Annotated in this window: 12 protein-coding genes and 1 pseudogene; 4 read left to right on the top strand and 9 right to left on the bottom strand. The window is 47.4% G+C overall.

The window, feature by feature from the left end:
- Window positions 1-11 precede the first annotated feature (11 nt).
- The 6 genes from K7R11_RS08520 to pyrR all read right to left on the bottom strand — a co-directional run bounded on the left by K7R11_RS08520 (window position 12) and on the right by pyrR (window position 4,047).
- Complete coding sequence (locus K7R11_RS08520) at window positions 12-506, bottom strand: CAP domain-containing protein (protein WP_224490109.1); 495 nt, start codon at window positions 504-506, stop codon at window positions 12-14.
- 104 nt (window positions 507-610) lie between these two features.
- A complete protein-coding gene (gene pdxH, locus K7R11_RS08515) occupies window positions 611-1,264 on the bottom strand; it encodes a pyridoxamine 5'-phosphate oxidase (protein WP_224490108.1) in 654 nt (217 codons plus the stop codon).
- A 12-nt stretch (window positions 1,265-1,276) separates the two neighbouring features.
- Window positions 1,277-2,182: a ribonuclease Z gene (locus K7R11_RS08510; protein ID WP_224490107.1), complete on the bottom strand. Its 906-nt coding sequence runs from the start codon at window positions 2,180-2,182 to the stop codon at window positions 1,277-1,279.
- Window positions 2,183-2,230: 48 nt separating this feature from the next.
- On the bottom strand, window positions 2,231-2,563 hold the full coding sequence (locus tag K7R11_RS08505; protein WP_224490106.1) for a ribonuclease Z: 333 nt from the start codon (window positions 2,561-2,563) through the stop codon (window positions 2,231-2,233).
- 4 nt (window positions 2,564-2,567) lie between these two features.
- Window positions 2,568-3,497 (bottom strand): aspartate carbamoyltransferase catalytic subunit, encoded by a 930-nt coding sequence (locus K7R11_RS08500; RefSeq protein ID WP_224490105.1) that lies wholly within the window; start codon window positions 3,495-3,497, stop codon window positions 2,568-2,570.
- Window positions 3,498-3,507: 10 nt separating this feature from the next.
- Window positions 3,508-4,047 (bottom strand): bifunctional pyr operon transcriptional regulator/uracil phosphoribosyltransferase PyrR, encoded by a 540-nt coding sequence (gene pyrR / locus K7R11_RS08495; RefSeq protein WP_224490104.1) that lies wholly within the window; start codon window positions 4,045-4,047, stop codon window positions 3,508-3,510.
- 200 nt (window positions 4,048-4,247) lie between these two features.
- On the opposite strand from pyrR, the pseudogene K7R11_RS08490 reads away from it, so the two are divergent.
- Window positions 4,248-5,684 (top strand): annotated as a pseudogene (locus K7R11_RS08490) (amidohydrolase).
- Window positions 5,685-5,755: 71 nt separating this feature from the next.
- On the opposite strand, the gene murA reads toward K7R11_RS08490, so the two are convergent.
- From murA to K7R11_RS08475, 3 genes are all read right to left on the bottom strand, one after another.
- Complete coding sequence (gene murA / locus K7R11_RS08485) at window positions 5,756-7,066, bottom strand: UDP-N-acetylglucosamine 1-carboxyvinyltransferase (protein WP_224490103.1); 1,311 nt, start codon at window positions 7,064-7,066, stop codon at window positions 5,756-5,758.
- Between the two features lie 18 nt (window positions 7,067-7,084).
- Window positions 7,085-7,720, bottom strand: a complete 636-nt coding sequence (locus tag K7R11_RS08480; protein WP_224490102.1) for a DUF4290 domain-containing protein — start codon at window positions 7,718-7,720, stop codon at window positions 7,085-7,087.
- A gap of 86 nt (window positions 7,721-7,806) precedes the next feature.
- A complete protein-coding gene (locus K7R11_RS08475) occupies window positions 7,807-8,097 on the bottom strand; it encodes a DUF493 family protein (protein ID WP_224490101.1) in 291 nt (96 codons plus the stop codon).
- Window positions 8,098-8,184: 87 nt separating this feature from the next.
- Here K7R11_RS08475 and K7R11_RS08470 point away from each other — a divergent pair, with 87 nt between their 5' ends.
- From K7R11_RS08470 to fmt, 3 genes are read left to right on the top strand one after another with little or no spacing between them, the layout of a single operon-like run.
- Window positions 8,185-8,730 (top strand): AAA family ATPase, encoded by a 546-nt coding sequence (locus K7R11_RS08470; protein WP_224490100.1) that lies wholly within the window; start codon window positions 8,185-8,187, stop codon window positions 8,728-8,730.
- 1 nt (window position 8,731) lies between these two features.
- Window positions 8,732-10,633 (top strand): RecQ family ATP-dependent DNA helicase, encoded by a 1,902-nt coding sequence (locus tag K7R11_RS08465; RefSeq protein ID WP_224490099.1) that lies wholly within the window; start codon window positions 8,732-8,734, stop codon window positions 10,631-10,633.
- Window positions 10,633-11,583 (top strand): methionyl-tRNA formyltransferase, encoded by a 951-nt coding sequence (fmt, locus tag K7R11_RS08460; RefSeq protein WP_224490098.1) that lies wholly within the window; start codon window positions 10,633-10,635, stop codon window positions 11,581-11,583. Before K7R11_RS08465 ends, fmt begins: the two co-directional genes overlap by 1 nt.
- Window positions 11,584-11,603: the final 20 nt, after the last annotated feature.

The raw sequence follows: 11,603 nt of genomic DNA, 5'->3' as shown, positions 1-11,603 counted from the left end.
TATTCCGGGTCTTATTTTTTAATGAACAGATGGGTGTAGAAATAACTCCCATCACTGCCCTTCATTGCACATATGCTGGCATGCGAAAAATCACCTTCGATAATAGACTTGTGAGAAGGACTCTCCAGCCAGGCCTTTACAACCCCTTTGGCCGTACTGAAAGCAAAGGCCACATTCTCGGCCACCTGCTCGGCATCGGCATGAGCAACCAGATAGGCCTCCCGGTCGTAAAAGAAATCATGACTCACCTTGCCACTCGCGATCATATACTCGGTATGCTCCTCTGCTTTAAGATAAGCAAGGTCCAGATTTGTCAGGGGGTTAAGCCCCAGACTGTCGCGATGGGCATTAATCAGTTCAAAAACTTCTGATTGAAGATCTGTTACAACCTCGGCATGAGGAACATATAGCTCCTCCCCGGGGTCGGGACTGCATGAGAAAAGTATGCAGCCCAGCATAGAAAGGAAACACAGACGTACCGTGTCCTTGAAAATGGGGGCATTCATAGGTTAATTTAATAAGATTTGGCCTTACTAAATTAAGAGACGCCTTACATTAGAAATGTTAAAGAAATGTTAATATATGTGTAACCACCCTTTTCTGTGGTGTATCAGGGCGCCAATCGTACCAACCTCCAATTCCAGTCTTTATCCAGGGTATACAACAGGCGGTCATGAAGGCGGTTGGGCCTTCCCTGCCAGAATTCTACAGCTACCGGCCTAACCAGATAGCCTCCCCAATGTTCAGGCCTGGGAATTTCCTTATGTTGGTAACGTTCTTCCAGGACTTTTAATTCGTCCTCCAGAACCGCCCTGGAGGCCACCTCCGAGCTTTGATCTGATACCCATGCCCCGAGCTGGCTCCCACGGGGCCGCGATTCGAAGTAACCGTCCGAGAGATTGGCGGCGAGTTTTTCCGCCACCCCCTTTACGATAACCTGCCGTTCAAGGGCGGGCCAGAAAAATGAAAGACAGACCTTCGGATCGGCTTCAATGGCCTTGCCTTTTTCACTGGTATAGTTACTGTAGAAAACGAAACCTTCTTCATTAAACTTTTTCAACAGCACTACCCGGCTTTTGGGAAATCCATCCAGCCCCTGGGTAGCAACGGTCATGGCGTTCGCTTCATCAACTGCTCCGGATTCTTCTACTTCGAAAAACCAGGTACGGAACAATTGCAACGGATTATCAGGGACCTGAGACTCCAGCAGTTCAGATTTCTCATATACCTTCCTGTAATCACTTAGATCTTTTTCTTTTGTCATAGCATGTGTAATTTAATCGGTGAACACCTTCCCGTCTTCCGCAAGTTCAGTATTTTCAAAAATATCCAATGCTTCTTCCCTGAATTTTTCCAGGTCGTCGTAGCGGGTAGAATAATGGCCAAGGATCAATTTCTTTACCTCCGCCTTCCTGGCTATGGTGGCTGCCTCTTTTGCAGTAGAGTGGCCGGTGGCCCTGGCCAGTTCCTTATGAACATCCTGAAAAGTAGCTTCATGGTATAACCAGTCGGCACCTTTAATCAAGGGGATGATACTTTCATTATACCGGGTATCGCTGCAGAAGGCATAGGAGCGTACCGGGTTGGGATCAAAGCTTAACTCTGCATTCGGAATCACAGTACCATCTTCCAGCGGCACATCCTTGCCGAGTTTTATATTTCGGAAATAGCAGGTATCCACCCCATAGGCTTCGGCAGCCGCAACGTTGAGTTTGCGTTCTCCCGGCTTTTCCCTGAAGAGAAATCCGTTGGTATATATACGATGGTCAAGCGGTACGGTAAACACTTCCACCTTTTCGTCTTCAAAAATGCACTGTGAGGTTTTGGATTCCAGTTCGTGAAAGATCAGCGGATAGTTGGTCCATGAATTCCCCAGTTTAAGCATCAGGGTCATGGCCTCTTTAAGGCCCTTGGGACCGTAGATATGTAATGGGGCTTCCCTGCCAAGGAGGCGGAACGTGGTGATCAGCCCCGGCAAGCCAAAAAAATGGTCTCCGTGCAGATGGGAAATAAAGATATGCTTGATACGCGCAAATTTGACCTTAAGTCTTCGCAATTCGACCTGGGTACCCTCTCCGCAATCGATCAGGAATAAATGATTCTTGATATTCAGAACCTGGGCTGTGGGATTGGTATAAGCTCTGGGCGTGGCACTGTAACAACCCAGTACATATAACTTCATTATAAAGGTTTAAAATGTTAACCGGGAGTTACCTCCCGGTTTTATGGTTCAGGCATCGAGGTCTCTTGCGATCTCGTCCATTTCGATCAGGTCATAGGCTTCCTTTACAGTAGGCACTACAATAAGATCCGTATTCACATCGTCATAATTCACCGAATCGTTCACGATAACGAAGGATTTACCCGTATTCATATGGTCGAGAGCCACCTCGTGCAATTCCATAAGGTCGTTCGCTGTAATACCGGTAAATGCCAGTAAATTCACGATAATATTATCATTTTTGAATTTGTCATACGCCTCCCTGAATCGTTCTCTGAAGGTGGTCAGGGAGATACTCTCCTGGGTGATCAGGGTTGTGCTATCATTTCTGTCAACTATCATAATCCTATTGTTTAATTTTACTTGCTAATAAATAAATAACCGCCATGCGTACCGCCACTCCGTTCTCCACCTGGTTTAAGATGATGGCCTGTCCGGAATCGGCGACGTCACTGGTAATCTCCACTCCTCTGTTAATCGGACCGGGGTGCATCACCACGATCTCCTTATTCAGAGAATCAAGTAAGGTCTTATTCAATTGGAATTGTTGGGCATATTCGCGTGTAGTTGGAAAATAACTGATATCCATGCGTTCATTTTGCACCCGGAGCATATTGGCTACGTCACACCATTCGAGCGCCTTTCTCAGGTTGGTCTCCACCCCTACCCCCAGGGTATGGATATATTTCGGAATCAGGGTCTTCGGTCCGCAAACCTTAACTTCTGCACCCTGGAGCTGCAGTGCAAAAATATTGGAAAGTGCTACCCGGGAGTACAGGATATCTCCTACAATAACCACCTTTTTCCCGGCCACCTCTCCGAGGCGTTCGCGAATGGAATAGGAATCAAGCAACGCCTGGGTAGGATGTTCATGAGCTCCGTCTCCTGCATTAATAATACTGGCGTTGACATGCTGCGAGAGAAAAACTCCCGCTCCAGGGTTGGGGTGTCTCATCACCACCATATCCACTTTCATGGAGAGGATATTATTTACCGTATCAATTAAGGTCTCCCCCTTTTTTACAGAAGACTGGGAGGCCGAAAAATTAATAACATCGGCCGACAAACGCTTCTCGGCAAGTTCAAAAGACAATTTCGTTCGGGTACTGTTCTCAAAAAAAAGATTCGCAATGGTAACATCCCGCAAGGAAGGTACCTTTTTGATGGGCCTGTTAATCACTTCTTTAAAGTGATCTGCAGTTTCAAAGATAAGGTCGATATCTCTTTTCTGAAGATATTTTATACCCAGCAAGTGATCTACACTTAATTCACTCATGCTAACAATCCTATTTATTTACCAAAAATACGGTGTCTTCACCATCCTGTTCCTTCCAGGTTACTTCCACTTTCTCCTCGTTGATGGCATCGACCTGTCTGCCCCTGTAATCAGGTTGGATAGGCAGATGACGGCTAAACCTCCGATCGATCAGGGTAAGAAGTTCGATCTCTGCAGGACGGCCAAAGCTCTGTATGGCCGTGAGCGCTGCCCGGATACTTCTGCCGGTGTACAGCACATCGTCTACAAAGACCACTTTTTTCCCTTCCACCAGAAAATCGATCCTGGTCTTATTGGCTTCCAGGGTCTTATCTCCCCTGCGAAAATCATCGCGAAAGAAGGTAATATCCAGGTAACCCAGCCTGATGCTTTCAATGTGGTATTCCTCTTCCAGGATCTTCTTAAGACGTTCGGCTACCCGCACGCCTCTGGGTTGGATCCCTATGAGAACGGTATCTTTAAAATCGAGATGATTTTCTATGAGTTGACAAGCCAGACGATGTAAAATGATGTTTATTTCCTTGGCCGTAAGCAGTACTTTTTGACTCATATGCTGTGGAGAAAGTGTATCGAATTGTAAAAGTAAACAATTTTACCGACAATACTTCAAGGGATCTGGCTTTAAACTTCACCTCCCGTAAGAAGAAAAAAAACCAATTCCCACATTTTCAGATCCTTCCCGGACAAACCCCCTTCGGGTATTAGTTTAATTCTTATTTTTAGGAGAAAATCAATCTAATTTTTTAAAATATGAAAAACACTAAACCGATCTTACTACTCTTGTTTCTGGGCTTTGCCGGGCATCTTCATGCACAGAAGATCAGTGCCGATAAAAAGGAGCTGATCGCTCATCTTGAAGACCAGCAGGAGGAGATGATCACCCTGTCAGACAGCATCTGGGCAGCTGCCGAGGTTGCTTTTGAAGAATCTACTTCCAGCGAACTCCTGGCCACTTATGCTGAGGCCAATGGATTTAAGGTAGAACGCGGCGTTGCCGGGATGCCCACTGCATTTGTAGCCTCCTACGGTTCAGGGAAACCGGTAATCGGTATCCTCGGGGAGTTTGATGCCCTTCCTGGGATCTCCCAAAAGGCCCAGCCTACCAAGGCTCCTCTCCACGAAGGTGCTGCAGGCCACGGGTGCGGTCACAACCTGTTCGGGACAGCAAGTCTCGGGGCTGCTGTTGCCATAAAAAAAATGATCGAAGAAGGAACGCTGAAAGGAACCATTAAATTTTACGGTACTCCCGCAGAGGAGAAATACTTTGGAAAGATCTGGATGGTCGAAGCCGGGTTATTTGACGACCTGGACGTATGCATGGACTGGCACCCTTCTGCAAGCACCAAGGCCGATGTACAAAGTTCCCTGGCCCTGGTAGACTTCATTGTGGAGTTCAACGGGCAGGCAGCGCACGCTTCCAGCGATCCCTGGAACGGGCGCAGTGCTTCTGATGCCCTGGAGCTGTATACCACCGGGATCAATTATTACAGGGAACACATCAAACCAACTGTGCGTATCCACTACCACATTCAGGATGGCGGGCAGGTGGTAAACGTCGTGCCTGACTATTCCAAATTGTGGGTTCGGGTAAGAGATACCAAACGGGAAGGATAATCCCCGGTCTACGAGCATGTGATGAAAATGGCCGAAGGTGCTGCCATCATGGCAAACGTGGACCATAAAGTATCCCTGGTATCAGGTATTTATGAAATCCTGGTAAACCGTACCGGGGGAGCAGCCATGCAAAAAAACCTGGAACTCCTGGGAGAGATCAGCTACACTGCGGAGGAGGTAGACTTTGCCAAAAAGATCCAGGAATCGGTTAATAAACCTACCGTGGGACTCGACAGTAAGATCAAGCCGCTGGAAGATACCAAGGAACATCCCGGAGGAGGAAGCACAGATGTAGGCGATGTGAGCTGGGTAGTGCCCACCATTAGAATGGGAGCCACGGTAGCTCCAAAAGACACCCCGTGGCACTCCTGGGCTGTTGTAGCCTGTGCCGGGATGTCTATCGGGCACAAAGGCATGATACACGCCTCCAAAGCACTTGGAATGACCATGATCGACCTCTATAAAAACCCGGAGCTGGTAGAAAAGGTGAAGGAAGAATTTAAGGAACGTAAAGGGGACCATACTTACAAACCCATGATCCCGGAAGGCGGACCACCGATCGGCTCCAACTAATCGCTGAATGCATATAAAAAGGCCGCTTCGAGATGAAGCGGCCTTTTTTATTATACGAAAACGGTACGAGGTTAGTCTACCCGGACAATACGCGCTCCAATAGCGCGAAGTCTTCCGTCGATATCCTGGTAACCGCGGTCTATCTGTTCGATATTATGTATGGTCGAAGTTCCTTTGGCAGACAGGGCTGCAATAAGCAGGGATACCCCTGCCCTGATATCGGGTGAGGTCATGGTAGTGGCCTTAAGCTGCGACTCGAAATCATGGCCAATCACTGTAGCCCGGTGTGGATCACAAAGAATGATCTTCGCCCCCATATCGATTAACTTATCGACAAAGAACAAGCGGCTCTCGAACATTTTCTGATGCACCAGCACACTCCCTCTTGCCTGGGTAGCCACTGTGAGCACAATACTCAAAAGGTCCGGGGTAAATCCGGGCCATGGCGCATCTGAAATGGTAAGCACCGAACCATCAATAAAATTCTGGATCTCATAGCCGTCTTTATGTTCCGGGATAAAGATATCATCTCCCCTGCGTTCGATCTTAATTCCCAGCTTTTCAAAAACCATTGGAATCTGACCCAGGTAATCCCACCCAACATTTTTGATGGTGATCTCACTTTTGGTCATGGCTGCCAGTCCGATCCAGGACCCGATTTCGATCATATCCGGAAGCATGGTATGCTCGGTACCACCCAGTTTACTTACCCCCTCTATTTTCAGCATATTGGAACCGATGCCGCTAATTTTAGCTCCCATCCGGTTAAGCATGTTGCACAACTGCTGCAGGTAAGGTTCACAGGCCGCATTATAAATGGTGGTCTCCCCTTCTGCCAGTACCGCCGCCATTACAATGTTAGCGGTTCCCGTTACAGAGGCCTCATCCAGCAACATATATGTCCCGGTAAGCTTTTCGGCTTCCACGCCATAAAAGTACTCTTCCCGGTTGTAGCGGAACTTTGCCCCGAGTTTAATGAACCCATCAAAATGGGTATCCAGTCGCCTGCGTCCGATCTTATCTCCTCCGGGTTTGGGAATATACCCTTTACCGAACCTGGCCAGCAACGGCCCGACCAACATGATCGATCCGCGAAGTCCGCGTCCGTCCTTTTTGAATTCCTCAGACTGAAGGTACTCCAGGTGGAGATCGTCTGCCTTAAAGGTGTAGGAAGCAGGTCCTATTTTCTGGATCTTGACCCCCAGGTTTTCCAGAAGGTCAATAAGCTTATTAACATCAATAATGTTAGGAATGTTATGAATGGTAACCTTTTCGTCGGTCAACAATACTGCACACAGTATCTGGAGCGCTTCATTTTTAGCTCCCTGCGGGGTGATCTCACCTTTCAATCGGTGGCCTCCCTCGATCTTAAATGTTCCCATAGCTGAAATTTGGTGTGATTAGTAACGCTTTTTACGTCCTTTCCCATGGTGCTTTCGCGTACTGCCCCGGGTAGGTTTCGGAGTACTGCGCACCAGATTTTTGCTTTCCGCAAGATCTTCATCCCATTTGGCAAGGTTGATCTTTCCATTACTGAGCTCATAGAGATGCTCAAAGATCACCTCATCTTCTACCGTATCCTTATTCCAGTTCAGGTAGCTTTTCTTCATGTGGTTGGCGATCGTAAATTTCAGGGCATCCTTAAGGTCCCCGTCTTCCCAGGAAACACACTCATCGATCATCCTTTTAATATTATTTCCATAGAAACGATATTTCGGATAATTCTGAGGATAATCCAGGGGTTCCGGACGTTCCGCCAGCATTTCCCTGGTGGGTTTCGGATAGGGTGAATCCACGTCGAGATTAAAATCAGAGATAATAAATAACTGATCCCAAAGTTTATGCTGGAAATCGGGAACATCTCTTAAATGAGGACTCAGATTCCCCATGACGCCAATGATGGCGTTCGCTTCCTTGTTTCGCTCTTCGCGGTCCGCTAAAGAAATAGCATGATCGACCATTTTCTGAATATGGCGTCCATATTCGGGAATGATCAATTTAGGACGTTCGCTGTTGTATTCTAAATTGTCAATCAAAATATAATGTGATTATAAATCTGTAGTATGCTAGCAGAAGTGTATTCTGCTTTCGAAAATAATAAAAATATATGACCCGTGTGGTCTCAGAGCGAAATTACTCCCTTGATCTTACTAACTTCCTTGTATTTTACGATCACCGCCTCGGGACTTTCCATTTGCACCTCTACAGAGACACTTGTATATTTCCCCCCCGAGGAAACCTTTTTACTGATCACTGCACCGGTATTATCAAAGATTTGCTCTATGGCCTGAACCTTGGACTCATCAGACTTTACAATAAACTTATAAAGGTATTTCGAAGGCCAGTCGGTACTATTTTCCAATTCATCCCGCAGCCTTTCGTAAAAGGCCTCTACTTCTTTTGGATCTTTCATCTGTCCTTTTTTGCTTTTTGCAAAGATAGTCCTTACAAATGTATTTTTTATTACCATTTCATTTAGTTATTTTGCCATGTGGGAACAATGAATGGAAGAACGAAGAAAATTGTGGTGACCGGGGGGCCCGGCACCGGAAAGACGACCCTGATCGAATCCTTAAAACAAAAGGAGTATCATTGCCTGCCCGAGATTTCACGGCAAGTAACTCTTGAAGCCCGGGAACAGGGCGTGGAGCAGTTGTTTTTAACAGACCCTATGCTGTTTAGCCGGAAACTGATGGAAGGCAGGGTAAATCAGTATTTACAATCCTTACAGGCATCCAAGGAACTGGTCTTTTTTGACCGCGGCATTCCCGATGTTCTGGCCTATATGGATTATATAGGCGATCCCTATCCAAAGGAGTTTATCAAGGAATGCGAAAAACACCCCTATGACCAGGTCTTTCTGCTCCCTCCCTGGGAAGACATCTATATTTCCGACAATGAACGCTACGAGAATTTTGATCAGGCCAGGCGTATTCACGACCATTTGCAAAGAACCTACGAGAATTTCGGTTATAAATTGCTGGAGGTACCCACAGGCACCCCGGAAATACGCAGAGACTATATCATAAATAACTTACTCCTCTGACATGAATTATAAAGCCCCGGAAGAGGTATTGGAATCCTATTGGGGGTACAAAGCCTTTCGCGAACCCCAGAAGCAGATCATAGACCATCTTCTGCAGGGAAAAGACGCCATGGTCCTGCTGCCTACCGGAGGAGGAAAATCGGTTTGCTATCAGGTACCGGCGATAAGCAAAGACGGTATCTGCCTGGTGATATCCCCTTTGGTCGCTTTAATTGAAGACCAGGTCACCCAGCTTAAACAACGCGGGATAAAAGCGCTGGCCATCACCGGAGGTATCAACCCGACAGAACTGAGTGACCGGCTGGATAATGCCATTTACGGAAATTACAAATTCCTCTACCTCTCCCCCGAGCGACTGCAACAGGAAATGGTCATGGAAAGGATCAGGCAAATGCCGGTGAACCTGATAGCGGTAGACGAGGCCCACTGTATTTCTCAATGGGGTAATGATTTCAGACCCGCTTACCGGAACTGCGGAATTCTCAAAACGCTCCTTCCAGACATCCCTATGGTGGCGCTTACCGCAACAGCCACTCCCGAGGTCACCAAAGATATCAGGGAAAACCTCCAATTAACTACGGCTCCCGTTTTCAGCAGTTCCTTTAAAAGAGACAACCTCAGATACTGGATCCGGGAATGCCATGACAAATACCAGGAATCCGCTAAAATTCTGGGAAAAGTAGAGGGCAGCGCCATCATTTATATAAGGAGCAGGAGAAAAAGTGTTGAATTTTCAAGGGAACTCAATGCCCGGGGGATTCAGGCCACCTATTTTCACGGAGGCCTTACCCGGACAGAGAAAAAAGAAAAACTGGCATCCTGGATGAACGGATCGGTTAGGGTTATGATCGCCACCAATGCCTTTGGAATGGGGATAGATAAACCGGACGTAAGATGTGTGATCCATGCAGACCTTCCGGATTCCCTGGAGAATTATTTTCAGGAGGCAGGTCGGGCCGGCAGAGACGGCAAACAATCCTGGGCCATCCTCCTGCATAATGAAAGTGACCTGGACACCCTGGAGAACCAGTTTATTAAAAACATACCCGACAGAAAATTCATTTCACACCTCTACAGCAAGATCTGCAATTATCTGCAGATCGCATTCGGCGCAGGAAGTGGCGAGACATTTGAGATCAATTTCAATGAATTCTGCAACACCTATCAGCTCAACCATATGCTTACCTATAACGGGCTGCAGCTGCTGGACCGGAATTCGGTGATCAGGCTCAGCGAACAATTCAACAAGAGACAAGAGGTACAGTTCGTGATCAGCAATCACAAACTATTTCAATACATGGATCGCAATCCGTCTGCAGAAACCATCATCCAGCTCATCCTGAGAACCTACGGTGGAATTTTTGACATCGTGACTCCCGTGAACACCCACCTGCTGGCTGCGAGATCCGGCATCGATGAAGAACGCATATCGCTTTACCTGAAAAAATTTGAACAGGATGGGATTATTGAATTGCAGACCTTCAAGGCGGACACATCAATTACCTTTCTTTGCCCCCGGGAAGACCACCACACCATTAACAGTATCGCACGGGATATTGAAGTACAGAGAAAGAACAAGCTCGAACGCATTTCAAAGGTGAAGGAATACCTGCTTACGGGGAGTTGCCTGAGTGTTTTTCTCAGCAATTATTTCGGACAGGAAGACACCCCCTGCGGCAAATGTTCGAATTGCCATAGCAAATCAGACCCAAAGAGAGCACCCGGCTTACCTACTCTGAACCGGGCTATTCTGGATTGTCTGTCTGATGGCCCTTTATCTTCGGGAAGCATCGTTTCAAAAACAGGGTTTGAAGAGGCACCTATTCTGGAGGCCCTGGAGCTGCTGCTCAAAGAAGAAGAAATAAAACTCAATTCCAGAAACGAATTTTACAGAGAAAAGTGATGAACAGGACATTAAGAATTGTATTTATGGGGACCCCGGATTTTGCCGTGGAAACCCTGAAAAGCATACATGAGAAAGGTTATGAAATTGCAGGGGTGATCACCGCTCCCGACCGCCCGGCAGGTCGTGGCCAGAAGCTGCGGATGTCGGCCGTAAAACAATATGCGCTGGATCACGGCCTAAAGGTACTGCAACCCACCAACCTAAAGGACGAAACCTTCCTGGAAGAACTTCGCGCCCTGGAAGCCAACCTGCAGGTCGTGGTAGCCTTCAGAATGCTTCCTGAAGCCGTTTGGAGCATGCCTGCATTCGGCACCTTTAACCTTCACGCCTCCCTGCTTCCCGATTACAGGGGTGCAGCGCCTATTAACTGGGCTGTCATTAACGGGGAAACGGTTACCGGAGCCACCACCTTTTTTATAGATGACAAGATCGATACCGGAGCCATCATATTAAACGAAGAAATACCTATCGGACCGGAGGAAGATGCCGGCAGTCTCCACGACCGGTTAATGGTTATGGGGGCCAACCTGGTGATCAGAACCCTGGAACGCATTGAAAAAGGCGAGGTATCCACTACCCCACAACCCAAGGTGGAGCAGGAAAAGAAAGCCTATAAGCTCAATAAAGAGAACTGCAAGATCCAATGGGACCAACCTGTAGCACTCACCCACAACCTGATCCGCGGCCTGAGTCCATATCCCGGAGCCTGGGCGAACTTCCACCACAACAACAAAAAGGAGCAAGTAAAGATCTTCAGCTCTAAAATTGCCGACAGGTCACAGCCTGCCACCCCCGGAATGCCGGTAAGTGAAGGGGGCTCACTTTATATTGCGTGTAAAGACGGCTGGCTGGAAATCCTGGAGATGCAATTGCCGGGCAAGCGGCGTATGCAGGTCAAAGACATTCTCAACGGACTTCACCTGGAACGGGAAGATAAATTTAGCTAAGCCCCTTTAAACAGTGCTTC

It is taken from the genome of Robertkochia flava (assembly GCF_020166515.1).
In the GTDB taxonomy this organism is placed as follows: Bacteria; Bacteroidota; Bacteroidia; order Flavobacteriales; family Flavobacteriaceae; genus Robertkochia; species Robertkochia flava.
Note: the sequence above shows the minus strand (reverse complement) of the source record. Positions and strands in the feature narration are given on the sequence as shown.

Excerpts from the sequence above, each read along its gene's own strand:
- K7R11_RS08470 (WP_224490100.1), top strand. The coding sequence starts at position 8,185 with ATGAATGGAAGAACGAAGAAAATTGTGGTGACCGGGGGGCCCGGCACC.
- pdxH (WP_224490108.1), bottom strand. The coding sequence starts at position 1,264 with ATGACAAAAGAAAAAGATCTAAGTGATTACAGGAAGGTATATGAGAAA.
- pyrR (WP_224490104.1), bottom strand. The coding sequence starts at position 4,047 with ATGAGTCAAAAAGTACTGCTTACGGCCAAGGAAATAAACATCATTTTA.
- K7R11_RS08510 (WP_224490107.1), bottom strand. The coding sequence starts at position 2,182 with ATGAAGTTATATGTACTGGGTTGTTACAGTGCCACGCCCAGAGCTTAT.
- K7R11_RS08520 (WP_224490109.1), bottom strand. The coding sequence starts at position 506 with ATGAATGCCCCCATTTTCAAGGACACGGTACGTCTGTGTTTCCTTTCT.
- K7R11_RS08505 (WP_224490106.1), bottom strand. The coding sequence starts at position 2,563 with ATGATAGTTGACAGAAATGATAGCACAACCCTGATCACCCAGGAGAGT.
- fmt (WP_224490098.1), top strand. The coding sequence starts at position 10,633 with ATGAACAGGACATTAAGAATTGTATTTATGGGGACCCCGGATTTTGCC.
- murA (WP_224490103.1), bottom strand. The coding sequence starts at position 7,066 with ATGGGAACATTTAAGATCGAGGGAGGCCACCGATTGAAAGGTGAGATC.
- K7R11_RS08500 (WP_224490105.1), bottom strand. The coding sequence starts at position 3,497 with ATGAGTGAATTAAGTGTAGATCACTTGCTGGGTATAAAATATCTTCAG.
- K7R11_RS08475 (WP_224490101.1), bottom strand. The coding sequence starts at position 8,097 with ATGAAAGATCCAAAAGAAGTAGAGGCCTTTTACGAAAGGCTGCGGGAT.
- K7R11_RS08465 (WP_224490099.1), top strand. The coding sequence starts at position 8,732 with ATGAATTATAAAGCCCCGGAAGAGGTATTGGAATCCTATTGGGGGTAC.